At 72.7% G+C, this 21,914-nt stretch carries 21 protein-coding genes; 10 read left to right on the top strand and 11 right to left on the bottom strand.

Annotation, left to right across the window (positions count from 1 at the left end; translation table 11 throughout):
• From ACPCK6_RS25745 to ACPCK6_RS25720, 6 genes are all read right to left on the bottom strand, one after another.
• Nucleotides 1–2,848, bottom strand: a 2,848-nt coding sequence (locus ACPCK6_RS25745) for a galactose-binding domain-containing protein (RefSeq protein WP_423482462.1), incomplete at its 3' end; no start/stop codon positions are given.
• A gap of 182 nt (nucleotides 2,849–3,030) precedes the next feature.
• Nucleotides 3,031–4,656 carry a glycoside hydrolase family 13 protein gene (locus tag ACPCK6_RS25740; RefSeq protein ID WP_423482463.1) on the bottom strand — a complete coding sequence of 542 codons (1,626 nt, stop codon included), beginning with the start codon at nucleotides 4,654–4,656 and terminating at the stop codon, nucleotides 3,031–3,033.
• Between the two features lie 76 nt (nucleotides 4,657–4,732).
• Nucleotides 4,733–5,620: a carbohydrate ABC transporter permease gene (locus ACPCK6_RS25735; protein ID WP_396883299.1), complete on the bottom strand. Its 888-nt coding sequence runs from the start codon at nucleotides 5,618–5,620 to the stop codon at nucleotides 4,733–4,735.
• 3 nt (nucleotides 5,621–5,623) lie between these two features.
• Entirely contained in the window at nucleotides 5,624–6,583 is a 960-nt protein-coding gene (locus tag ACPCK6_RS25730; RefSeq protein ID WP_423482461.1) for a carbohydrate ABC transporter permease, read from the bottom strand.
• Between the two features lie 57 nt (nucleotides 6,584–6,640).
• Nucleotides 6,641–8,017 carry an ABC transporter substrate-binding protein gene (locus ACPCK6_RS25725; RefSeq protein WP_423482460.1) on the bottom strand — a complete coding sequence of 459 codons (1,377 nt, stop codon included), beginning with the start codon at nucleotides 8,015–8,017 and terminating at the stop codon, nucleotides 6,641–6,643.
• A gap of 314 nt (nucleotides 8,018–8,331) precedes the next feature.
• Complete coding sequence (locus ACPCK6_RS25720) at nucleotides 8,332–9,333, bottom strand: LacI family DNA-binding transcriptional regulator (RefSeq protein ID WP_013286147.1); 1,002 nt, start codon at nucleotides 9,331–9,333, stop codon at nucleotides 8,332–8,334.
• Between the two features lie 199 nt (nucleotides 9,334–9,532).
• On the opposite strand from ACPCK6_RS25720, the gene ACPCK6_RS25715 reads away from it, so the two are divergent.
• Nucleotides 9,533–11,530 (top strand): glycosyl hydrolase family 28-related protein, encoded by a 1,998-nt coding sequence (locus tag ACPCK6_RS25715; RefSeq protein WP_423482459.1) that lies wholly within the window; start codon nucleotides 9,533–9,535, stop codon nucleotides 11,528–11,530.
• 53 nt (nucleotides 11,531–11,583) lie between these two features.
• Here ACPCK6_RS25715 and ACPCK6_RS25710 read toward each other — a convergent pair whose 3' ends face one another.
• The 4 genes from ACPCK6_RS25710 to ACPCK6_RS25695 all read right to left on the bottom strand — a co-directional run bounded on the left by ACPCK6_RS25710 (nucleotide 11,584) and on the right by ACPCK6_RS25695 (nucleotide 15,114).
• Entirely contained in the window at nucleotides 11,584–12,393 is an 810-nt protein-coding gene (locus tag ACPCK6_RS25710; RefSeq protein ID WP_318333994.1) for a SigB/SigF/SigG family RNA polymerase sigma factor, read from the bottom strand.
• A gap of 140 nt (nucleotides 12,394–12,533) precedes the next feature.
• Entirely contained in the window at nucleotides 12,534–13,097 is a 564-nt protein-coding gene (locus ACPCK6_RS25705) for a GerMN domain-containing protein (protein ID WP_423482458.1), read from the bottom strand.
• Nucleotides 13,094–14,443 carry a sensor histidine kinase gene (locus ACPCK6_RS25700; protein WP_396883290.1) on the bottom strand — a complete coding sequence of 450 codons (1,350 nt, stop codon included), beginning with the start codon at nucleotides 14,441–14,443 and terminating at the stop codon, nucleotides 13,094–13,096. Before ACPCK6_RS25700 ends, ACPCK6_RS25705 begins: the two co-directional genes overlap by 4 nt.
• The gene (locus ACPCK6_RS25695; protein ID WP_262016272.1) at nucleotides 14,440–15,114 is read right to left on the bottom strand and encodes a response regulator transcription factor; all 675 of its coding nucleotides are present in this window, start codon (nucleotides 15,112–15,114) and stop codon (nucleotides 14,440–14,442) included. The genes ACPCK6_RS25700 and ACPCK6_RS25695 overlap by 4 nt, the downstream gene beginning before the upstream one ends.
• Nucleotides 15,115–15,263: 149 nt before the next feature.
• Here ACPCK6_RS25695 and ACPCK6_RS25690 point away from each other — a divergent pair, with 149 nt between their 5' ends.
• From ACPCK6_RS25690 to ACPCK6_RS25670, 5 genes are all read left to right on the top strand, one after another.
• Nucleotides 15,264–15,629, top strand: a complete 366-nt coding sequence (locus ACPCK6_RS25690; RefSeq protein ID WP_396883289.1) for an STAS domain-containing protein — start codon at nucleotides 15,264–15,266, stop codon at nucleotides 15,627–15,629.
• A gap of 9 nt (nucleotides 15,630–15,638) precedes the next feature.
• Nucleotides 15,639–15,953 carry a GlsB/YeaQ/YmgE family stress response membrane protein gene (locus tag ACPCK6_RS25685; RefSeq protein ID WP_396883287.1) on the top strand — a complete coding sequence of 105 codons (315 nt, stop codon included), beginning with the start codon at nucleotides 15,639–15,641 and terminating at the stop codon, nucleotides 15,951–15,953.
• Nucleotides 15,950–16,516 carry an STAS domain-containing protein gene (locus tag ACPCK6_RS25680; protein ID WP_396883286.1) on the top strand — a complete coding sequence of 189 codons (567 nt, stop codon included), beginning with the start codon at nucleotides 15,950–15,952 and terminating at the stop codon, nucleotides 16,514–16,516. Before ACPCK6_RS25685 ends, ACPCK6_RS25680 begins: the two co-directional genes overlap by 4 nt.
• Nucleotides 16,510–16,800 (top strand): BON domain-containing protein, encoded by a 291-nt coding sequence (locus ACPCK6_RS25675; RefSeq protein ID WP_396883285.1) that lies wholly within the window; start codon nucleotides 16,510–16,512, stop codon nucleotides 16,798–16,800. The genes ACPCK6_RS25680 and ACPCK6_RS25675 overlap by 7 nt, the downstream gene beginning before the upstream one ends.
• Nucleotides 16,801–16,938: 138 nt before the next feature.
• A complete protein-coding gene (locus tag ACPCK6_RS25670) occupies nucleotides 16,939–18,393 on the top strand; it encodes a cellulase family glycosylhydrolase (protein ID WP_396883312.1) in 1,455 nt (484 codons plus the stop codon).
• A 44-nt stretch (nucleotides 18,394–18,437) separates the two neighbouring features.
• Here ACPCK6_RS25670 and ACPCK6_RS25665 read toward each other — a convergent pair whose 3' ends face one another.
• Nucleotides 18,438–19,328 carry an AurF N-oxygenase family protein gene (locus ACPCK6_RS25665; protein ID WP_423482457.1) on the bottom strand — a complete coding sequence of 297 codons (891 nt, stop codon included), beginning with the start codon at nucleotides 19,326–19,328 and terminating at the stop codon, nucleotides 18,438–18,440.
• Nucleotides 19,329–19,376: 48 nt separating this feature from the next.
• Here ACPCK6_RS25665 and ACPCK6_RS25660 point away from each other — a divergent pair, with 48 nt between their 5' ends.
• From ACPCK6_RS25660 to ACPCK6_RS25645, 4 genes are all read left to right on the top strand, one after another.
• Nucleotides 19,377–20,093: a TetR family transcriptional regulator gene (locus tag ACPCK6_RS25660; RefSeq protein ID WP_396883282.1), complete on the top strand. Its 717-nt coding sequence runs from the start codon at nucleotides 19,377–19,379 to the stop codon at nucleotides 20,091–20,093.
• Nucleotides 20,090–20,359: a DUF4873 domain-containing protein gene (locus tag ACPCK6_RS25655; protein WP_396883280.1), complete on the top strand. Its 270-nt coding sequence runs from the start codon at nucleotides 20,090–20,092 to the stop codon at nucleotides 20,357–20,359. Before ACPCK6_RS25660 ends, ACPCK6_RS25655 begins: the two co-directional genes overlap by 4 nt.
• 21 nt (nucleotides 20,360–20,380) lie before the next feature.
• Nucleotides 20,381–21,019 carry a YdcF family protein gene (locus tag ACPCK6_RS25650; protein ID WP_423482456.1) on the top strand — a complete coding sequence of 213 codons (639 nt, stop codon included), beginning with the start codon at nucleotides 20,381–20,383 and terminating at the stop codon, nucleotides 21,017–21,019.
• A gap of 89 nt (nucleotides 21,020–21,108) precedes the next feature.
• Nucleotides 21,109–21,864 carry a glycosyltransferase family 2 protein gene (locus tag ACPCK6_RS25645; protein WP_423482455.1) on the top strand — a complete coding sequence of 252 codons (756 nt, stop codon included), beginning with the start codon at nucleotides 21,109–21,111 and terminating at the stop codon, nucleotides 21,862–21,864.
• Nucleotides 21,865–21,914: the final 50 nt, after the last annotated feature.

The following is a 21,914-nucleotide window of genomic DNA, read 5'->3' as shown; positions in this document are numbered from 1 at the left end:
CGGACAGCTGGCCGGCCGGCCAGCCGGTGTTGCCGGTGACTGTCAGCCGCACGAAGCGGCGGTCACCGGCGGGCAGCGCGATCGACACGCTGTTGCCGCCCGCCGGGTCGAACGTGTAGCCGGTCGCCGCCTTGAGGGTCGAGAACGACGAGCCGTCGGTGGAGCCGAGCACGGTGACGGTCTGGGTGCGGGTCTGCCAGGCCGCCGACGGGGGCAGCTTCAGCACCACCCGGGCGACCGGGCGGGCGCTGCCCAGGTCGACAGTCACCGACTGGGGGAAGGCGTTGCCGGCGCTCTCCCAGTAGGTGTTCGCGTTGCCGTCGACGGTGTTGGCGGCGCCGTACACGTCGGCGTGGCTGGTCTCCGCGACCGGCCGCCCGGCGGCGAGATTGCCGGTCGGGGGCGCGGTGGTGGTCGGCGGGGTGGTGGTGGGCGGCGGGGTGGTGGTGCCACCGCCGTACACCTCCAGTTCGGCGAGCTGGCCCGCCGGCCAGCCGGTGTTGCCGGTGACGGTGACCCGGACGAACCGCCGGCCGCCGGACGGCAGCGCGATCGACACGGTGTTGCCGGCGGCCGGGTCGAACGTGTAGCCCGCCGCCGCCTTCAGCGTCGAGAACGAGGAGCCGTCGGTGGAGCCGAGCACGGCCAGCGTCTGGGTACGCCGCTCCCAGCCGGCCGGGAGCTTGAGCACCACCCGGTCGACGGTGCGCGACGCGCCGAGGTCGACGGTGAGCGACTGCGGGAACGCGTTGTTGGCGCTCTCCCAGTAGCTGGCCGGGTTGCCGTCGACGGCGTTGCCGGCGGCGTACGTCTGGGTGGTGCTGGTGGCTGTGGCCGGCCGGCCCAGGGCCAGGTTCCCGCCGGCCGGCGGCGGCGTGGTCGGCGGCGCGGTGGTCGGCGGGGCCGTCGTCGGCGCTGCCGTGGTCGGCACCGGGCTGGTGGGCGGCGGGCTGGACGGGCCGTTGCCCCACTGCGGCTGCGGCCACGGCCCGCAGTACGGGGTGGGCGTGTACCAGCCGGAGTTGCCGGTGCCCTGGGTGATCTGGAAGCCGCTGCCGACGCAGTTGTGGATCGGGTTGGCCTGGGCGATGCCGGTGGCGCGCACGTTCGTGAACCGGGCCTGGCTGGGCGCCTGCACCTGGAGCGCGTACGTGCCCGCGCCGTCGATGCGCACGTTGTCGAACGAGATACCGCTGGTCTGCCCCTCGATCCAGTGCAGTGCCGCGTACGAGCTGTCCAGGATGTCGGTGTCGGTGACGTTGATCGCGGCACCCTGGATCGGCTCGTTGAGCGCGGAGAACCAGATCGCGCCCACGCCGAACTGCCAGTTGTAGTCGGAGTTGCCGTTACGGATCAGCGTGTTGCGGGCCACGGTGATGGTGCCGGCCACGGCGGTCGGTCCGGTGACGCCCGGATAGCGGTTCGCCACGTGGATGCCGCCGCCGTTGGTGACCGAGTCGGCGGTGACGTTGTCGGCGATGGTGATGTCCCGCCCGCCGTACGTGACCAGGTGGTTGGCCAGGATCGTCACGCCGATGGTGTTGTGGGTGAAGGAGTTGCCGACGTTCGGCACGCTCTGCGCCCACATGGCCAGCGCGTCGTCACCGGTGTTGCGGACGAACGTGTTCGTCACAGTGGAGTTGGTGACGCCCCAGTGGAAGTTCACCCCGTCGGCCGTCTGGTCGAGGATCCGGCTGTTGCGGATGGTGAAGTTGTCCATCGGCCCGTCCATCCAGGCGCCGACCTTGGTGTGCTGCAACCACAGGTTGTCCACCACCGAGTTGCTCATCGCGCCGCCGATGGCGTTCACCTGGTCCTCGTCGACGCGTTCCCGGATGTCGCCGATGATGGCGAAGTCCCGCAGCGTCACGTTGCGGCTGGGCCCGCCGGCCTCGTGCGGCCGGATCTCGCCGGAGTAGCCACCACCCGGCACGTACTTGCCGTAGATGCCGGCGGCCCGCTTGCGGTCGGTCGGGTGCCGGCCGCCGAGCACCGAGTACCAGGGGCCGGCGCCGCGCAGCGTCACGCCGTCGACCACCACGTGGTCCCAGAGCGTGAACGTGCCGGCCGGGATCCACACCGCCCGGCCCTGCGCCCTGCCGGCGTCCACGGCGGCCTGGAACTTCGCCGTCGAGTCGGTGGCGCCGGTGGGGTCGGCGCCGAAGTCGGTCACCACGTCCAGCACGCCGGACGGCTTGGTGATCGGCGCGCCGACCAGCTCGAAGTCGGCCAGGTCGATGGTGAACGTGGGCGACTGGGCGGTCGAGGAGACCTGGAGGCGGATCTTCGTACCGGCCGGGTACGTGGTGCCGAACATGGTCCGGGTCTCGTCGTAGAAGTGGTGCGGGTTGGTGTCGCCCGGGTTGTTGTTGAACGGGTAGCCGCCGTAGTACCAGCCGTACCGGGAGGTGACCGGGACGGCCTTGACCAGGGCGCCGTTGGCGCGCAGGTCGATGCTGGCGTCGCGGCCGGTGCCGGCGGCGCTGTCCGGCAGGCTGTACCGGAACGTGACCGCGTTGGCCGGGGCGGTGAGCGTGAACTCGACGTACTCGCCGACGGCGTCGAGGGTGACCGCCTCCCGGCCGGACGCCTCGGACGGCAGCGTGCCGTAGCGCCGGTCGGGACCGATCTTCGTGCCGGTGTGGGCGGCCTGCTCGGCCTCCTGCTCGCGGAACGGCACCGTGGCGCCGCGTCCGGTGATGTCGAACGGGGACAGTCCGGCGGCGCGCGCCGGGGTCGCGGTCGTGGTGAGCGCCACGACGACGAGTGTCGAGGCGGCGAGCGCGGCGGCGGCGAGGGCGGCCACGCCGGTGCTGCGGTGGCGGTGCGCGGTGCGGTGCTCGGCCATGCGGGGTGTGCTCCCTTTCGTCGGTGGCCAGATCCCCCGTGCGGCGTTGCCTCTCCTTCCTCCTCCCCAGGTGTGTCGCGTGGTGGCGGCCGGGACGGCCCGCCGGGTGTTCCGGGCGGCGGATCTCGGCCGCCCGGTGTTTCGGCGGCGCCGGCGGCGGGACGGGGCCGCCGGCGCCGCGGTCAGGCCGATCGGGTACGCAGCCAGACCGCGGTGTCCGGTGGCAGCCGGTCGTCGTCGAGTGGACCGCTGGCGAGCAGCAACCGGTCGTACGCGGGCAGACCCACCGCTGCGTCGCCGAGGTTGACCAGGCAGGTGAGGCCGGGTTCGCGGGCGAACGCGAGCACCCCGTCCGGTGCGGGCAGCCAGGTGAGCGTGCCGTCGCCGAGCGCCGGTTCGGCACGGCGCAGCGTCAGCGCGGACCGGTACAGCTCCAGCATCGAGTGCGGATCGCCGGTCTGGGCGCGAACCGTACGGTCCTTCCAGTCGGCCGGTTGCGGCAGCCACGGCGCGGCGGTCGCGCCGTCGGGGCTGAACCCGAACGGCGGGGTGTCACCCTGCCAGGGCAGCGGCACCCGGCAGCCGTCGCGGCCGGGGTCGACCCGCCCGGACCGCTCCCACATCGGGTCCTGCCGCAGCTCGTACGGGATGTCCTCGACCTCCCAGAGGCCCAGCTCCTCGCCCTGGTAGACGTAGGCGGCGCCGGGCAGCGCGAGGGACAGCAGCGCGGCGGCGCGGGCCCGGCGGGTGCCGAGTTCCAGGTCGGTGGGGATGCCCTCGCGCTTGGCGGCGAAGCTGAACCGGGTGTCGGCGCGGCCGTACCGGGTGACGTGGCGGGTGACGTCGTGGTTGGACAGCACCCAGGTGGCCGGCGCGCCGACCGGGGCGTGCGCGGCGAGCGTGCCGTCGATGCTCTCCCGCAGTGCGGTGGCGTCCCAGGCGCAGCCGAGGAAGTCGAAGTTGAACGCGGTGTGCAGCTCGTCCGGGCGCAGGTAGTTCGCGAACCGTTGCCGGTCGGGCAGCCACACCTCGCCGACCAGCGCGCGCCCGCCCGGGTACGAGTCGGCGATGCGCCGCCACGCGCGGTACACGTCGTGCACGCCGTCCTGGTCGCGGAACGGGTGCGGCCGGTCCGGGCCGACCTCGGGCAGCGTGCCGTCCTTGACCAGCAGCCCGGCCGAGTCGATGCGGATGCCGTCCACGCCCCTGTCGAACCAGAAGCGCAGGATGTCCTCGAACTCGGCGCGGACCCGGGGGTGGTCCCAGTTGAAGTCGGGTTGCTGCGGGGCGAACAGGTGCAGGTACCAGTCGCCGGGGGTGCCGTCCGGGTCGGTGGTGCGGGTCCAGGTGGGGCCGCCGAACTCGCCGGTCCAGTCGGTGGGTGGCAGGTCACCGCCCGGTCCCCGGCCGGCGCGGAACCAGAACAGGTCCCGCTCGGGCGCGGCTGGTCCGCCGGCGAGCGCGGCCTGGAACCAGGGGTGCGCGTCGGAACAGTGGTTCGGTACCACGTCGACGATGCTGCGGATGCCGAGCGCGTGCGCCTCCGCGATCAGCGTCTCCACCTCGGCGAGGGTGCCGAAGACCGGGTCGATGTCGCGGTAGTCGGACACGTCGTAGCCGGCGTCGGCCATCGGCGACGGGTACCAGGGGCTGAACCAGATGGCGTCGACGCCGAGCGCGGCGAGGTGATCCAGGCGGGACCGGATGCCGGCGACGTCGCCGATCCCGTCGCCGTCGCCGTCGGCGAAGCTGCGCGGATAGACCTGGTAGATCACCGCGGAGCGCCACCACGGGCTGTTGTCGGCCATGGACACGGGCACCTGCTTTCTGCGGGTCGGTTCTGCTGCGGCGGGCTCGCGCCCGGGTGCGGGCGGTGGCGCGGGGTCAGCCCTTGAGGCCGCCGGTGGTCAGGCCGGACATGATGTTGCGCTGGAAGATCAGGAACAGCACGACGGTGGGGATGGCGGCGATCACCGACGCGGCGATGACCACGTTCATCGGGGTGCCGCCGGCGAAGGCGTAGATGCCGACGCTGACGGTCCGCGTCTCCGGCGACGGCATGACCAGCTTCGGCCAGAGGAAGTCCTTCCAGACCGCCGTCACCGCGAAGATCGCCACCACGCCGAGGATCGGACGGGACATCGGCAGGACGATCGACCAGAGCGTGCGCAGCGGGGAGGCGCCGTCCATCACGGCGGCGGCCATCAGGTCCTCCGGGATCGAGTCGAAGAACCGTTTCAGCAGGAAGATGTTGAACGCGTTCGCCACCAGCGGCAGCCAGATCGCGAACGGCGAGTCGAGCAGGTTGACGTGCACGATCGGCAGGTCGATCACCGTCACGTACTGCGGGACGATGAGCACCATCGCCGGGATCATCAGCGTCGCCAGCATCATGCCGAGGATCAGCCTGCCCAGCACCGGGCGCAGCTTCGACAGCGCGTACGCGGCGGCGGTGTCGAACACGAGCTGGAACAGCACCGCCCCGGCCGCGTAGTAGAACGTGTTGAACAGCAGCTTCGCCAGATCCAGGTTGGTCCAGGCGTCGACGTAGTTGCCCGGCTGCGGGTCGCGCGGGAACAGCGTCGGCGGGGTCTGAGCGATCTCCTGGCCGGACTTCAGCGCCCCGGTGACCATCCAGTAGAGCGGGCCGAGGAACACCAGCGTGAACCCGGCGACGACCACGCAGAGCACGACCCAGTAGAGGACGCGGCCGCGACCGCGCCGCAGCTGGGCGTGGGAGATGAGGGTACGGGTGGTGCTGTCGGCGGCCATGTCCTAGTCCTGTCTCGCGGTCAGTCGCAGGTAGACGGCGGAGAACCCGGCCAGCACCACCAGCATGATCACGCCGAGCGCGGCGGCGCCGTTGAGGTCGTTCTGGAAGAACCCGTGCTGGTAGATCAGGTACGCCACGGAGGTCGCCGAGTCCTGCGTACCGGCGCCGTTGGCGAGGATCAGCGGCTCGATGAACAACTGCATGGTGGCGACGATCTGGAGCATCGCCAGCAGCGCCAGGATCAGCCGGGTCTGCGGGACCGTCACGTGCCGGATGCGCCGCCACACCCCGGCGCCGTCGATCTCGGCGGCCTCGTACAGCTCGCCGGGGATGTTCTGCAGCGCGGCCAGGTAGATCAGCACGGCGCCGCCCATGTTCATCCAGGTGGACGCGATCACCATGGCCGGCATCGTCATCGCCGGCGACTGCATCCACTCCGACGTGGGCAGTCCCAGCGCGGTGAGGATCGCGTTGAACAGCCCCGCCTCGCTCGGGTCGTACGCGTAGAACTTGAACAGGAACAGCGCTGAGGCCGGCGGCAGCATCACCGGCAGGTAGACGAGCACCCGCAGGTAGCCCTTGGCGTGGCGCAGCTCGTTGAGCAGGATCGCCACGACGAACGGCACCAGGTAGCCGAGCACGAGCGCCAGGCCGGTGAAGACGAACGTGTTCTTCCAGGCGGTCCAGAAGCTCGGATCGGCGATGATCCGGCTGTAGTTGTCCCAGCCCACCCAGGTGGTCTCGCCCCGGCGGGTGCGCTGGAAGCTCATCACCACGCCACGGACCATCGGGTACCAGGAGAAGACGGCGAAGCAGGCGACCGCGCCGATGAGGAACATGTGCCCGGTCAGGTTGTCCCGTACCTTCCGGCCGAGCCCGGCGCGGCGCGCGGCGGTCTGCCGCGGCGGCGGTGCGGAACGGCCGGGCCGGCGGGTGGCACCCGGGGCGGTGGTGAGCGCCAAGGCAACTCCTGCGGTAGTGGGTGAGGGCCGGTGCGGCCGGCCCCCACCCCGGTCGGATCAGCTACCGGCGGCGAGGAGCTGGTTGACCTTGTCCTCGGCGGTCTTGAGCAGGGCGTCGATGTTCGCGTTCGGGTTGGTCAGCACGCCCGACATCGCGGCGTCGAGCACCGCGTAGATGGCCTGGGCGTTGCGCGGCTCCCCCTTGATCGGCACCGGGTTCGCCTCGAAGGCGGTGAAGTTGGTGGTGTCCACGTTGGCGTTGGCCTTGCGGAGGTCCAACTCCTGCTTCTGCGCGTCGCTGCCGTTCGTGAACAGCAGCGGCTGGGGCAGGCCGACCGGGTAGTTCTGCGGCTTGGCGCGCACGTAGTCGAACTGGCCCTTACCGGGGGTGAGCTTCTGGTAGGCGAGCCACTTCAGGCCGGCCTTGACCTGCTCCGGGCTCAGGCCCTTCTTGAAGAAGTAGCCCTCGCCGCCGCCCAGGGTGGCCTTGGCCGGCCCGTCCTGGCCGGGCAGCGGGCCCATCGCCCAGTCCTGGTACTTGCCCTGGAACTGGCTGACGATCGCCTGGGTCGCGTCCGGCGCGCCGATGAACATGCCGACCTTGCCGGCTCCGGCGTTGGTGAGCAGGTCACCCCACTGGAGCAGCTGCCGGGCGCCCATGCTGTTGTCCCCGTACCGCATGTCCTTGAGGTTCTGCAGGACCTGCTTGCCCATCGCGTTGTTGAAGTCGGCCTTCTTGCCGTCGGCGCTGAGCACCTGGCCGCCCTGGGAGTAGAGCAGCGAGGTGAAGTGCCAGCCGCCGGTGTTGCCGGCGCTGTACTCGGCGTACCCGGCGATGCCGTCGCCGAGCGCGGAGATCTTCTTGGCCGCCGCGCGCACCTCGGGCCAGGTCTTCGGCGGGTTGTTCACGTCGAGCCCGGCCCGCTGGAACAGCGCCTTGTTGTAGATCAGGCCCATCGAGTAGTTCTTCACCGGTACGGCGTAGAGCTTGCCGCCGTCGGTGAAGACCTCCTTGAGCGCCAGGTCGACGCTGTCCCAGGTGGGGATGGTGTCCTTGGTGGCGTACTGGCCGATGTCCATCGCCTGGCCGGAGTCCAGCACCTGCTGCAGGTCGGTCATGTAGCCGTAGAAGACGTCGGTGACGGTGCCGCCGGCGAGGCGGGCGGTGAAGTCCGGCGGGTTGTTGCACTGCTCGCCGACGCTGACGCTCTTGACGACGATGTCCGGGTTCTGCCGCTGGAACTCGGCGACGTCGTCGTTCCAGTTCTTCAGCAGCTCCTTCTGCGCGCCGACCGGCTGGCAGTCGACGGTGATGGTGACCTTGCCGCCGGCGTCGCTGCTGTCGTCGCTCTTGGTGGAGCACGCCGCAAGGCTGAGCCCGAGGCCGGCCGCGAGCGCCACGGCCGCGACCTTCCGATACTGCGGTACGGACATCTGTCCATCCCTTCGGGAACGGGTGTATCCATGACCTTCACTGATGTGCGGTGACCGCGCGGCTGCCCTCTGGTGGTGGAACGGCAGCCGCGCGCGCCCTGCCTCCGGAAACCGCGCCCCGGGTCAGGTGTGAGTGGAGTCACTGTAGCGACGCGAACCGAACCCAGCAAGATGCGGACGCAGGAATGCAAGAACTCGACTGCTGCGCGAGTCGGGACGCGGCGAGGCGCGACCCGAGTCGGGACGCGGCGAGGCGCGACGGGACGCGGTGGGGTGGGCGAGGCGGGCGGGCGGGCGGGCGGAAGCCGCCGGGGTCAGCGGCGGGGGGCGGGGGCGGTGGAGCCGCGTACCACCAGCTCGGGCTCGAACAGCAGCTCGTCGTGCAGCACGCCGGCGCCCTCGATCTGGGTCACCAGCAGGTCGACGGCGGCCTGGCCCATCGTCTCGATCGGCTGCCGCACCGTGGTCAGCGGCGGGTCGGTGCAGGTCATGAACGCCGAGTCGTCGAAGCCGACCACCGAGACGTCGGCCGGCACGGCGCAGCCCAGCCGGCGGGCGGCCCGGATGGTGCCCAGCGCCAGCACGTCGCTGGCGCAGACGATCCCGGTGGCGCCGCGCTCGATCAGCTTCGTGGCCGCGACCCGCGCCCCTTCCATGGAGAAGCTGGACCGCTCCACCAGGGACCGGTCCTCGCCCCAGCCGGCGGCCCGGACCATCGCGTCGAGCTTGCGGCGCGACGGCACGTGGTCGGCCGGGCCGAGCACCATGCCGATCCGCTCGTGGCCGAGGGAGCGCAGGTGCCCGTACGCCTGCTCGACGGCGACCGCGTCGTCTGTGGACACCCGCGGGAAGCCCAGCTCCTCGACGCCGGCGTTCACCAGCACCACCGGCAGGCCGCGGTCGGTGAGGCGCCGGTAGTGCTCGTGCGAGGCGTCGGCGAGGGCGTACGAGCCGCCGGCGAAGATGACGCCGCTGACCTGGTGGTCGAGCAGCATCTCCACGTATCCGGACTCCGGCACGCCACCGATCGTGCGGGCGCACAGCGCCGGGGTGAAGCCGCGCTGCGCGAGGGAGCCGGTGACCACCTCGGCCAGGGCCGGGAAGATCGGGTTCTGCAACTCCGGCAGCACCAGGCCGACCAGGCGGGCGCGCTCACCGCGCAGTTTCGTCGGGCGCTCGTAGCCGAGCACGTCGAGGGCGGTCAGCACGGCGGTCCGGGTCGCCTCGGACACGCCGCCACGGCCGTTGAGCACCCGGCTCACTGTCGCCTCGCTGACGCCCGCCTTGCGGGCCACCTCGGTCAGGCGCTTCGTCACGGCGGCAATCGTACGTCGGATTCTTGCAAGAAATGAACAGCCCGAGCGGTCAGGTCTTGCCGCGCACGACGGCAGATGGCTCGAAAGATGCGAGCAGATTGATGCTTGAAAGCTAACAGAGCGCCGGAATAACATGAGGAGCCTTGTCGATGGCCTGCGCCGCCGAGGCCACCCGTCCCCCGAGAAAGTGGGTGCTCCGATGTCGCGGAGCGTGCCGAGGATCCTCGCGGCGGTGCTCGCCGCCGCCCTGCTCGTACCGCCCGGCACCGCCACGGCGAGCCCGCCGCGCGGGCCCGCTCCCGTGGTGACCCGCGCCGGGATCGACCCCGCGCTCGTCGCCGGTCGCGGTGCGACAGTGGACTACGTCGAACAGGAGGCGGAGCACGGCCGGACCACCGGCACCGTGATCGGGCCGGACCGGTCGGCGTACACACTCGCCGGCGAGGCGTCCGGCCGCCGGGCCGTACGCCTGCTGCCCGGCCAGTACGTCGAACTCACGCTCCCCCGGCCCACGAACGCGCTGACCGTGCGCTACAGCATCCCGGACGCGCCGGGCGGCGGCGGGATCACCGCGCCGCTGCGGGTGTCCGTCGGGCACGCCCCCGCCCGCACCATGACGCTGACCTCGCAGTACGCCTGGCTCTACAACCAGTACCCGTTCACCAACGACCCCGGCGCCGACCTGCTGCACCCGGACTGGTGGATCACCGAGTGCTCCTGCGTCCCGGCGGCCACCACGCCGACGCCGGTGATCAGCAAGCCGTTCCGGCCGCACCACTTCTACGACGAGCAGCGGTTGCTGCTCGGGCGTACCCATCGGGCCGGCGAGGTGGTGCGGCTGACCGCGCCGCGCGGCACGGCCGCCGCGTGGACGGTCATCGACCTGGTGGACGCGCACCTGGTCGCGCCGCCCCGCGTGGTCCCCCGCGCGGTGAACGCGCTGTCCTTCGGCGCCGACCCGACCGGCCGGCGGGAGTCCGCCGACGCCTTCGACCGGGCGATCGCATACGCCCGCCGGGTGGACCGCCCGCTCTACCTGCCGCCTGGTACCTACCAGGTCAACCGGCACATCGTCGTCGACGACGTGACGATCGCCGGGGCCGGGAGCTGGTACACGATCGTGCGGGGACGCGAGGTCGCCCTGGACACCCCGGCGCCCGACGGCTCCCGCCACACGGGCGTCGGCTTCTACGGCCGCGACGCCGCCGACGGCGGTAGCAGCGACGTGCACCTGTCCGGTTTCGCGATCGAGGGCGACGTACGGGAGCGGATCGACACCGACCAGGTCAACGCCGTCGGCGGGGCGCTGAACCACAGCACGATCGACGGCCTCTACCTGCACCACACGAAGGTCGGCATGTGGTTCGACGGGCCGATGACCGGCCTGCGGGTCACGAACACGGTGATCGCCGACCAGATCGCCGACGGGCTGAACCTCCACACCGGCGTCACGCACTCGTCGGTGACGAACTCGGTGGTCCGCAACAGCGGCGACGACGCCCTCGCGATGTGGTCGGAGGGTACGGCGAACGCGTCGAACACGTTCGCGTACAACACGGTGCAGTCGCCGGTGCTCGCCAACGGCATCGCGCTGTACGGCGGCGCCGACCTGACCGTCGCGCACAACCTGATCGCCGACCCGGTACGCGAGGGCAGCGCGATCCAGGTGGGCTCCCGGTTCGGGGCGGAGCCGTTCACCGGCCGGCTGCGGATCACCGGCAACACCACGGTGCGGGCCGGCACGTACGACCTGAACTGGAACATCGGCCTCGGCGCGATCTGGTTCTACGCGCTGGACCGCAGCATCGACGCCGCGGACATCCAGGTGACCGGTGACGCGTACCTGGACAGCACCTACAACGCGATCATGCTGGTCAGCGACTGGCCGGTGAAGGACAGCGTCCGCATCGACAACGTCCGCTTCCGCGACATCCGGGTCGACGGCACCGGCACGTCGGTGGTCAGCGCGCGTACGGCGGGCGGGGCGAGCTTCGCGAACGTCGACGCCCGCAACGTGGGCGCGGTCGGCGTGAACAACTGCGGGTCGTTCCACTTCACCCCGGCCGGGTCGGAGTTCGGCCTGACCGACCTCGGCGGCAACGACGGCGGCTGGCTGGCGCCGTGGCTGCTGCCGAACACCATCACCTGCGACGACCGGCCGCTGGTGGTGCCGCCGCCCCCGCCCTCGCGCTGGTGACACACGACGCGACCCCCGCCGGACGGGCCGGCGGGGGTCGCGGTGCGGGTGGATCAGGCCTCGGTGAGCTGGCCGCGCAGCTTGGTCAGGGCGCGGGCGAGCAGCCGGGACACGTGCATCTGGGAGACACCGACCCGGGCGGCGATCTCGCTCTGGGTCAGGTTGCCGTAGAAGCGCAGCGTGAGGATCTTCTGCTCACGCTCGTCGAGCGTGGCGAGCGCCGGGCCGAGCGAGGCGCGCAGCTCGGCCAGCTCGTACTCGTTGTCCTCGGTGCCGAGCGTGTCGCCCAGCTCGGTGGCGCTGTCGCCGTCGCCGATCGGGGTGGACAGCGAGACCGCGTTGTACGCGCGGGCGCCCTCCAGGCCCTCCAGCACCTCTTCCTCGGTGACGTCGAGGTGGGCGGCGATGTCGGCGACGGTCGGGGCCCGGTTGAGCGTCTGGGTCAGCGTGCTGTTGGCCTCGGAGATGCGCAGCCGCAGCTCCTGGAGGCGGCGCGGAACCCGGATGTTCCAGGTGCGGTCGCGGAAGTGCCGCTTGATCTCGCCGAGGATCGTCGGGATGGCGAAGCCGGCGAAGTCGACGCCGCGCGAGGCGTCGAACCGGTCGACCGCCTTGATCAGGCCGAGCGCGGCGGTCTGGGCCAGGTCGCCGGCCGGCTCACCGCGACCGCTGTAGCGGGCGGCCAGGTGGTTCGCCAGCGGCAGCCACGCCTCGATGACCTGGTTGCGCAGGCCGGCCCGCTGCGGGTGGTCGGCCGGCAGTGCGGCGAGCGCCGCGATCAGCTCGCTGGCGCGGGTCTCCTCACCCGTCTGCGGCGCGCGGTGCACCTCGGTGGCGGTCGATCCCATGGTCATCGTGGTCATGCTGCCCTTCCTGTCCTCGGAGAACGGGTGGCCTCCCACACCGGTCGTGCCAGCCACACTAGACCAAAGGTCACCGCCAAATCAACCGAACGGACGATGGAGATTTCACCTCATAACGGACAAAGCAGCGAGTGGGGCCGTCAGCGAGGTAGCAGCGGCCGGTAGTCGGCGGCGGTGAGCGGCAGCGCGGAGAGGCTCCCGTCCGCGCGTGGCACCTCCAGCGGCTGACCGTCGCGGCGGAACGCCACGCTGTACACGTCCGGCCGTTGGGTGAGGCTGCACACGATCTGCCCGAAGGCCAGCACCTCGTCGTTGCGGCCGGTCTCCTCCCCCGCCTGGCGCACGTCCACGGTCGCCAGCGTGCCGGCCAGCGTCGCACCGGCCACCGCCACCGTGCCCGGCAGCGCCGTGGCCAGCCCCTGACTGCGCTCGCCGCCGTCCGGCCCGGCCAGCAGGTGCTGCAGGTGCGCGTCCACGCCGGGCAGCCCGTCCACCCGGCGCGTGACCACGACCAGCCCGTCGTCGCGGACGAAGCAGAACGGCTCGTCCACCCGCCCGTCCCCGTCGGCGGTCGAGGACACCGTGGGGGTCGGGAACGCGACCGGCGGCGTCTGCACCGGGCGGGGCTCGTCGTCCACCGGCACCCCGCAGCCGGCCAGCAGCACGACCGCGAGCAGGGCGGGCAGGAGCCGCCGCCGGCTCATCGCAGCGCTCCGGGCAGCTCGACCCGGAACCGGGCGCCGGGCTCGCGGTCCAGCACCGCGGCCGTACCGCCGTGCGCGGCGGCGTGCTGCGCCACCAGCGCGAGCCCGAGGCCGGTGCCGTCGGTGCCGGCCCGGTCGTGCGCCGCCCGCCCCCTGACGAACCGGTCGAAGATGATCTCGCGGTCGCCGGGTGGCACGCCCGGACCGGCGTCGTCGACCTCCAGCACGCCCACGCCGTCGCGCCCGGCGAGGCGTACCGCGACCGGCCCGCCGCCGTACCGCTCGGCGTTCTCCAGCAGGTTCAGCAGCGTCTGGGCGAACCGGCGCCGGTCGACCCACCACAGACGCGGGGCGTCGCCGTCGACTGTCACCAGGCTCTCCGGCAGCGACCGCTCCCGGCAGACCGTCCGGGCCAGCTCCACCACGTCGACCGTCTCGCGGTGCGCCGGCTGCTCGGTGCGGGCCAGTTGGATGAGGTCGTCGACCAGGCGCTGGAACCGGGTCACCTCGTCGGCGACCAGGCCCGCCGCCGTCGCGGTGCGTTCGTCCTGGTGCTCCCGGCGGCGGTTGAGCACGCTCGCGGCGGCGGCCAGGGTCTGCAACGGCGAGCGCAGTTCGTGGCTCACGTCGGCGGCGAAGCGCCGGTCCCGCTCGATGCGGCGCACCAGCTTGTCGACCATCTCGTTGAACGAGCTGGACAGGCGCGTGAGGTCGGGATCGGTGGTCGAGTCGAGCCGGGTGGCGAAGTCGCCCGCGGCGATCCGTTCCGCCGCGTCGGCGACCGCGGTGAGCGGCCGCAGGCTGTGCCGGGTGGCGTACCAGCCGAGCGCCGCGCCCGCGCCGGCCACCATGATCGCCACGGCGATCAGCGCCAGGCCCACCACCTGGAACGTCTCCTCGACCTCCCGCAGCGAGGTCAGCTCGTAGTAGCCGAGCGCGCCGGGCAGCGGGACGCCGACCAGCAGCGCGGGCTGCCCGTCGAGCCGGATCCGCTGCACCGCGGGCTTACCGTCGGCCACCATCCGCTGCAACTCCACCGGCACCGAGCGGGCGCCCACGTCGGCGGTCCGGGCGTACCAGCCGTCGGGCAGGTGCAGCAGCGGACGGCGGGCGCTGCCGGTGTCGAGCGAGCGCAGCACGGCCACCACGTCCGGGGTGCCGGTGTCCAGGCCGGAGCGGACCACCGCGGCGTCGTAGTAGGCGGCCCGGACCGCGGTGCGCTCCCGCTCGTCGAGCAGCGAGCGCCGGGTCAGGTCGTACGAGAAGAGGGCCATCAGCGCCGACAGCAGCAACGCGCCGACGGCGAACGCCGCGGTGACCCGGGCGCGCAGGCCGGGCCGGGTCATCGCTGGAGCTTGTAGCCGAGGCCGCGCAGGGTGACCAGGTGGCGCGGGTTGGCCGGGTCGGTTTCGATCTTCTGGCGCAGCCGGCCCACGTGCACGTCGACCAGCCGCTCGTCGCCGGTCTCGTAGCCCCAGACCCGGCTGAGCAGCTGCTGGCGCGACAGGACCCGGCCGGCGTGCTCGGCCAGCTCGCAGAGCAGCCGGAACTCGGTCCGGGTGACCGCCACCGGCCGGCCCGAGCGCCGCACCTCGCCGGCCTCCGCGCTGATCTCCAGGTCGCCGAAGAACTGGGCGGGCACCGGCCCGGCCACCGTGCGGACGCGCCGGCGCAGCGCCCGCAGCCGGGCGGACAGCTCCTTGATCGCGACCGGCTTCACCACGTAGTCGTCGGCGCCGGCCTCCAGCGCGGCGACGATGTCGTGGGTGTCGTCGCGGGCGCTGATCACCACGACCGGTACGTCGTCGTCGCGGCGCAGCTGACGGATGCAGTCGAACCCGTTCATGCCGGGCAGCATGAGGTCGACGAGCACGTAGTCCGCCGGCTTCTCCCGCTGCCGGCGCAACCCGTCCTCGGCGGTCGGCGCGCCGTCGGCCTCGTAGCCCTCCTCCTCCAGGGCGAGCTGCAGCGCGAGCCGGATGCGGTCGTCGTCCTCGATCACCAGTACGGCCGTCATATGGGCATCATGACCGGCCCGGCACTGGTCGCCCAATCGCGTGGGCCGTTCGTGGTTTTTGTCATCGAACCGTCATACAACCGTCCGGTGACCTCCAAGATCCCTGCGCAGAGTGGGGTCTGACCCGATCCCGTCACGGAAGCGACCCGATGCCTGCCAGCCTGCCGTCCCCGCCGGAGTCCGCCGTGCCGCACGTGCGCGTGGACATCACCGACGAGCTGGACCTCGCCGGGTTGTCCGAGGTCGCCCACGTGCTCGACCGCATCCTCGCGCTACGGCCCCGCGAGCTGACCGTCGACCTCACCGGGTGCCGGCATGTGGACCCCGCCGCCGTCGCGCTGCTGCTGGACGTGCACCGCCGGCTGGCGCGGCACGGCGGCCTGCTCACGCTGAGCAATCCACATCCACGGATCCGGCGCATCCTGGAGAACTCCGGGCTCGGTGCCGTACCCGTCGTCGACACGCCCCGTCCGGCCGCGCGCGGCCGGGCCCGGGTCGCGTCCGCATCTCGCTGAGGAGGAGTGGTGACCGGCAGCACGCTCGTCGGAGCGCTCGTGGTGGGTCTGGCCGTCGGCGGGCTGGGACGGCTCGTCCTGCCGGGGCGCAAGGCCGTCCCGGTGTGGCTGACACTCGCGCTCGGCGTGGCGTCCGCGCTGCTCGGCGCGATCGTGGTCGGCCTGGTGGACCACCGCACCGACGGATCGCCGGTGCTGCCGCTGATGGTGCAGACCGGCTTCGCCGCCGTGGCGGTCGTGCTCGCGGTGGTCGCCGCGGGCCGGCCGGCGCCGGAGGGCCAGACGCCGCCCGGTGCGGGCGGCCGGCGGAAGGAGGAGGTGTGACTGTCGTACCCGCGGACCACCTGATGATGCTCATCTGCGACGGCTGCGGCGACAGCGTCACCGGCACTGGCGCCACGCTGCCCGACGCCGAAGTGGTGTGGACGCTCGTGTTCGAGCACGACTGGGTCGGCTCCCCGTTCGCGTCCGGACCCCACCACTGCCCCCGGTGCAGCACCCGGGCGGTCATCGCCGACGACGGCCTGGGCATGGACGATCTGGAACAGGTCGCCGGCACCCCGGCAGCGCACGACGTCGACCCGGCCACCGCGGTCCGCCGCGCCCTCGCCGAGCGCTCCCTCCGCGACGACATGGAGCTGGTCGACCTGTCCGGCTTGGAGGTGATCGACTCCGCCGGGCTCAGCCTGCTGGTGCGCGCGCACCAGGATGCCCGGCGCGACGGCCGGCAACTGTGTCTGCAGTCGCCGTCGCGGTTCGTGCTCACCGTGCTGCACACCATGCGGCTCGACGGCGTCTTCACCGTCGTCGACGGCCGCGCCCCGGCGCCGGGCCCCGCAACCCGGCGACCGGTCCTGACCGAACAGAAGGAGCCCTCCCCGTGGTGATGCCCTGGCCGTACCCCGATTTCCCGTACACCGGTGGCGGACCGGAGCCCGACGACGCGGACACCCGGCTCGCGTCGCTCGTCGCGCAGCGGCTCAGCGCCGACTGGACCACCCGCCGGCAGCAGATCACCGTCACGGTGCAGAACCGGGTGGTGATCCTCGCCGGCCTGGTGGCCGACCCGGAGACCCGCCTGGTCGCCGCCGAGCTGGCCTGGGACGTGCCGGGTGTGTTCGACGTCTGCAACGCGTTGCGGCTCTACGGCGGGCGGCGCGGGGGCCGCTGAGCCGCGGCGGTTGCACGCATCGGCATCCACCTCTACGCTCGGCCCTGGGAGCGCTCCCCCAGGCCGCCGCGTCGGGCTTTCCGGGCAGGTTCACGACGGGCACCGTCCGATCATCATCCAGCGATGGGACCTTCCCGCATGTTCTCGATTCCCCGCCCGTCCCGGCGGCACCTGCTCGCCGGCGGCGCGGTCGGCGCGCTCGCCCTCGCGGCGGTGGCCGTCCTGCCCTCGCCGAACGCGATGGCGGCGACCGGCTGCGCCGTCACCTACACGACCAGCTCCTGGCCCGGCGGCTTCACCGCGAGCGTGGCGGTACGCAACCTCGGCGATCCGGTGAGCAACTGGACGCTGGGCTTCACCTTCCCCGACGGCGGCCAGCGCGTGGTGCAGGGCTGGTCGGCCACCTGGCAGCAGAGCGGCTCGGCGGTCACCGCGCGCAGCCTGGACTACAACGGCACGCTCGGCACCGGCGCGAGCACCACGATCGGCTTCAACGGCTCGTGGACCGGGTCGAACCCGAACCCGACGTCGTTCACGCTCAACGGCACGGTCTGCACCGGCGGCACGAGCACCCCGCCGCCCGCGACCACTCCGCCGCCGACCACTCCCCCGCCGACCACCCCGCCCCCCACCACCCCGCCGCCGCCGACCGGCACCACGCCGGTGGCGATCAACGGCCAGCTCCAGGTGTGCGGCGTCAACCTCTGCAACCAGTACGGGCGGCCGATCCAGCTACGCGGCATGAGTACGCACGGATTGCAGTGGTTCGCCAACTGCTACACCGACGCCTCGCTCGACGTGCTGGCGAACGAGTGGCGGTCCGACCTGCTGCGCGTCTCGATGTACGTGCAGGAGCAGGGCTACGAGACCAACCCGGCCGGCTTCACCGCCCAGGTGAACACGCTCGTGGACAAGGCCGAGGCCCGGGGCATGTACGCCCTGATCGACTTCCACACGCTGACCCCCGGCGACCCGATGTACAACCTGGACCGGGCCAAGACCTTCTTCGCCACCGTGTCGGCGCGCAACGCGGCGAAGAAGAACGTGATCTACGAGATCACCAACGAGCCCAACGGGGTGAGCTGGTCGACCATCCGCACCTACGCCGAGCAGGTCATCCCGGTGATCCGGGCCAACGACCCGGACGCGGTGATCATCGTCGGCACCCGCGGCTGGTCCTCGCTCGGCGTCTCCGACGGCGCCAACTCCGACGAGATCGTCAACAACCCGGTGCGGGCGCAGAACATCATGTACACGTTCCACTTCTACGCCGCGTCGCACAGGGACAACTACCGCAACGAGGTGCAGCGGGCGGCGAGCCGGCTCCCGCTGTTCGTCACCGAGTTCGGCACCGTCACCTACACCGGCGACGGCGCCGTCGACACCGCGAGCAGCAACGCCTGGCTCGACCTGCTCGACCGGCTGAAGATCAGCTACGCGAACTGGACGTTCTCCGACGCCCCCGAGGGCTCGGCGGCGCTGCGGCCGGGCACCTGCGCGTCCGGCTCGTTCAGCGGGACGTCGGTGCTCACCGAGTCCGGCGCGTACATGCGCGACCGGATCCGTACCGCCGACAACTTCCCCACCTCCTGACCGGGCGGCCGGCGGCGGTCCTTTCCCCTTCGGGTCGCCGCCGGTCAGCCCTCCACCAGCCCGGCCCGGCGCCACAGCACCAGGCCCGGCCCGGCGACCAGCCCCAGGGCGGTCAGGTGGTCGGCGATCCGCTGCGCGGACCAGCGCAGCGTGGCCCGCCAGTGCGGGTTCGTACGGGCCGCGGCCCGGCCGGCTGCCGGGTCGATCCCGACCGCCGCGTACGCCCGCGGGTGCACCAGGCGTCGTGTGATCGAGTACGCGGCCCGGCCGATCACCAGCCGCGCGTACGCGAGCGCCACCGGCCCGGCGGCCTCGACCTGGCGGGTCAGCTCGTCGCGGGCGAAGCGGACGTGCCGGGCCTCCTCCACCACGTGGATGCGCGACACCATCCGGATCAGCGGCTGCAACGACTCGTCGGCCATGATCTCGCGCTGGAACGAGTCGAGGATCTCCTCGGCGATGAGGATGGCCGCGTACATCTGCGGGCCGGTCGCTGTGGACTTGAGCCAGCGCCCGAGCAGCTGGTCGAACGGCTCGGCGCGGTAGACCGGCGCGCCGGTGGCCTCGATGAGCCGGCCGAACATGATGGAGTGCCGGCACTCGTCGGCGACCTCGGTGAGCGCGTACTGGGCGTGCCGGCTGGTCGGATCGGCGTCGTAGTACTGCCGGATCAGCATCTGCATGAGGATCGTCTCGAACCAGATCCCGGCGGCCGCGGCGCTGGCGACCTCGTGCTTGGTCAGCTCGACCCGCTGGTCCTCGGTCAGTCCGTCCCACAGGGACGTGCCGTAGAGGCTGCTGCGCGACGGCGGCATCCAGTACGCGCCGGGCACCGGCGGCGCCGACCAGTCGATGTCCACCATGGGGTCGTAGCTGGTGCGCACCGAGGCGGAGAGCAGGCGGTCGGCGACCGCCTCGCGCGGGAATCCGGCCATGACCCCTCCATATTGACGTAACTTCGAGTAACTGTTACGAGTGGTAGCATGCGACGGACCACCACCGATGTCAATGGCCCCGACGCCCCCCGGGAGCCGGCCTCACCCCGCTCCGGCGGGCGGCGCGACCGCTGGGCCGACCACCGTGAACAGCGGCGGCAGGAACTGATCGCGGCCGCAGTGCAGGCGCTGCTGCAGCACGGCCCGAGCGTCGACATGGACCAGGTCGCCGCCACCGCCGGGGTCAGCAAACCGGTGCTCTACCGCTACTTCGCCGACAAGGCGCAGCTCTGGCTGGCGGTCAGTGAAGTGGTCGCGGCGCGCGTGGTCGCCGCCATCGCCCCCGCCGTGGAGCAGGTACGCGAGGAACGCGCGCTGGTCGAGGCGACCATCGACGCGTACCTGAGCGTGATCGAGTACGAGCCGTCGCTGTACCGGTTCCTCGTGCACGAGTCCGGGCATCCCGGCATCCAGCAGGTGGTGACAGGCACCAGCCGGCAGGTCGCGACCGGGCTGGCCCGGGTCATCGGCGACCGGCTGCGCGCGCTCGGACTCGACGCCGGCCCGGCCGAGCCGTGGGCGTACGGGCTGGTCGGATTCGTGCAGGCGGTCGGCGACTGGTGGACCACGCACGGGCAGCCGATCCACCGGGCCGCGCTCACCGAATACCTGACCACGCTGCTGTGGAGCGGCATCGAGGGGGTCCGCCGGGGCGCGGACCTGCCACCGGAGCTGACCCGCGCGCACGAACGGATCGACAGGTGACCTGGGAGGGCACGGCCCGGATCGCCGGCACCACGGTCCGGCTGCACGGCGGCGGGCGGTTCGAGCCGGTTGACGGCCGCTACCACTGGGCCGGGCGGGTCGAGCCGGAGCCGCGCCTGGTCCGGCTGCTGCGCTCCGGCCGCCGCGACGTGGAGGTCCGGATCGGCGAACGGGTCGCCCGGGCCCGGCTGGCCGAGGTGGACCCGTGGGGCGGCGTCCGCATCACCGGCGTCGGCACGCCACCCTGGCCGCCGGACGACGAGTGACCCGCGCCGTACCGTGAAGGGATGACGTCTCCCGCCACCGTGCTGCTGGTCTTCGGCCGTGGGGTGGTGGCCGGCGACGACGGCTACCGGCTCACCGCGGAGAGCGTGGCGCGCACCGAGGCCGCGGTGGCCTACGTCCGCGCGCACGCCGAGGCGTTCCGCCGCGCGCCGGACGCCCGGGTGGTGTTCACCGGCGGCTGGCCGCACGGCCCGGCCGGTGCGCCCGGCCCGCCCGCCGGCTACCGGGAGGCGGAGCTGATGCGGGCGCTGGCGCGCGAGGCCGGGCTCGACGCGTACGCGCGGTCGGCGGCCGAGATCCGCTCCCGCACCACGCTGCAGAACCTGGCGCACACCGTCCAGGACGGGCTGCTGGGCGCGGCGGAGTTCACCGCGCGGCGCCCGCTCGGGCTGGTCTCCCACCCGTGGCACCTGCCCCGCGTCCGGCTGCTCGCCGCGCGGGTGCTCGGCCTGTCCGGCCCGGCGCTGGCCGACGTGCCGGTGACCGCGCCCGACCCGGTGCCGGTCCGGCGGGAGCGGGCCGCCCGGGCGTTCAGCCGGATCGGCCTCCTCGGTGTGCGTACCCCGGAGGCGTCGCTGCGCCGTGAGCGCGCGCTGACCCGCGCGGCCGAGCGGATCGGACGCCTCACGCCCCGGCGGTGATTCACCGCCGCGCGCCCGGGGTACGAGCGTCCTCGATCGACCCGGCGGGCCGTGCCGGCGGGCGAGTCCACCCGGGAGGTTCCGTGATCGTGCTCGTACCGGTGTACCGACCGGGTGACCGGCTGCCGCCGCTGGTCGGCGACCTGCGGGACGCCCTGCCCGGGGCGGACGTGCTCGTCGTCGACGACGGCAGCGGCCCGTCCGCCGCCGACGTGCTCGACGCGGCCCGCGCGCGGGGCGCGACCGTGCTGCGCCGCCGGGTCAACCGGGGCAAGGGCGTGGTGCTGCGCACCGGCTTCCGGTACGCCTCGACGCACCACCCGGGACGCGACGTGGTCTGTGTGGACGCCGACGGCCAGCACGGTGTGCCCGACGTGTGCGCCGTGGCGGACCGGATGCGCGCCACCGCGGCGCCGACGCTCGGCGTCCGCGCGTTCGACGGTGAGGTTCCGGCGCGCAGCCGGTTCGGCAACGCGGCGACCCGGGTGGCCTTCCGGCTGGCGACCGGCCGGGACGTGCGCGACACCCAGACCGGGCTGCGCGCCTACCCGGCCGCGCTGCTCGGCTGGCTCACCACGATCCCGGGTGACCGCTTCGAGTACGAGATGACGGTGCTGCTGCGGCTGGTCCGCGCCGGGCTGCCGGTCGAGCAGGTGGAGATCGCCACCCGCTACCACGGCGACAACTCGGGTTCGCACTTCTCCGCGCTCGCCGACTCGGTACGGATCTACCGGCCGCTGGCCGCCTCCGCGCTCGCCCGCCTGGCCGGGCGCGCCGAGGTGGACGACGTACCGGCCGCCGCCGTCACGACGCCGCGTCCCGCACCCGCGTCTCGAACTCCCTGAGCTGGTCGCGCTGCGACGACGGGCTCAGCCCTGCCGGGCCTTCTGCCGCC

Origin of the sequence: Micromonospora sp. AB353 (assembly GCF_049538395.1) — a bacterium.
Lineage (GTDB): Bacteria > Actinomycetota > Actinomycetes > Mycobacteriales > Micromonosporaceae > Micromonospora > Micromonospora aurantiaca.
The sequence above is the reverse complement of the archived record's forward strand: the minus strand, read 5'-3'. Positions and strand labels throughout refer to the sequence as shown.

Excerpts from the sequence above, each read along its gene's own strand:
- ACPCK6_RS25740 (WP_423482463.1), bottom strand. The coding sequence starts at position 4,656 with ATGGCCGACAACAGCCCGTGGTGGCGCTCCGCGGTGATCTACCAGGTC.
- ACPCK6_RS25735 (WP_396883299.1), bottom strand. The coding sequence starts at position 5,620 with ATGGCCGCCGACAGCACCACCCGTACCCTCATCTCCCACGCCCAGCTG.
- ACPCK6_RS25725 (WP_423482460.1), bottom strand. The coding sequence starts at position 8,017 with ATGTCCGTACCGCAGTATCGGAAGGTCGCGGCCGTGGCGCTCGCGGCC.
- ACPCK6_RS25715 (WP_423482459.1), top strand. The coding sequence starts at position 9,533 with ATGTCGCGGAGCGTGCCGAGGATCCTCGCGGCGGTGCTCGCCGCCGCC.
- ACPCK6_RS25710 (WP_318333994.1), bottom strand. The coding sequence starts at position 12,393 with ATGACCACGATGACCATGGGATCGACCGCCACCGAGGTGCACCGCGCG.
- ACPCK6_RS25705 (WP_423482458.1), bottom strand. The coding sequence starts at position 13,097 with ATGAGCCGGCGGCGGCTCCTGCCCGCCCTGCTCGCGGTCGTGCTGCTG.
- ACPCK6_RS25700 (WP_396883290.1), bottom strand. The coding sequence starts at position 14,443 with ATGACCCGGCCCGGCCTGCGCGCCCGGGTCACCGCGGCGTTCGCCGTC.
- ACPCK6_RS25695 (WP_262016272.1), bottom strand. The coding sequence starts at position 15,114 with ATGACGGCCGTACTGGTGATCGAGGACGACGACCGCATCCGGCTCGCG.
- ACPCK6_RS25690 (WP_396883289.1), top strand. The coding sequence starts at position 15,264 with ATGCCTGCCAGCCTGCCGTCCCCGCCGGAGTCCGCCGTGCCGCACGTG.
- ACPCK6_RS25670 (WP_396883312.1), top strand. The coding sequence starts at position 16,939 with ATGTTCTCGATTCCCCGCCCGTCCCGGCGGCACCTGCTCGCCGGCGGC.
- ACPCK6_RS25665 (WP_423482457.1), bottom strand. The coding sequence starts at position 19,328 with ATGGCCGGATTCCCGCGCGAGGCGGTCGCCGACCGCCTGCTCTCCGCC.
- ACPCK6_RS25660 (WP_396883282.1), top strand. The coding sequence starts at position 19,377 with ATGCGACGGACCACCACCGATGTCAATGGCCCCGACGCCCCCCGGGAG.
- ACPCK6_RS25650 (WP_423482456.1), top strand. The coding sequence starts at position 20,381 with ATGACGTCTCCCGCCACCGTGCTGCTGGTCTTCGGCCGTGGGGTGGTG.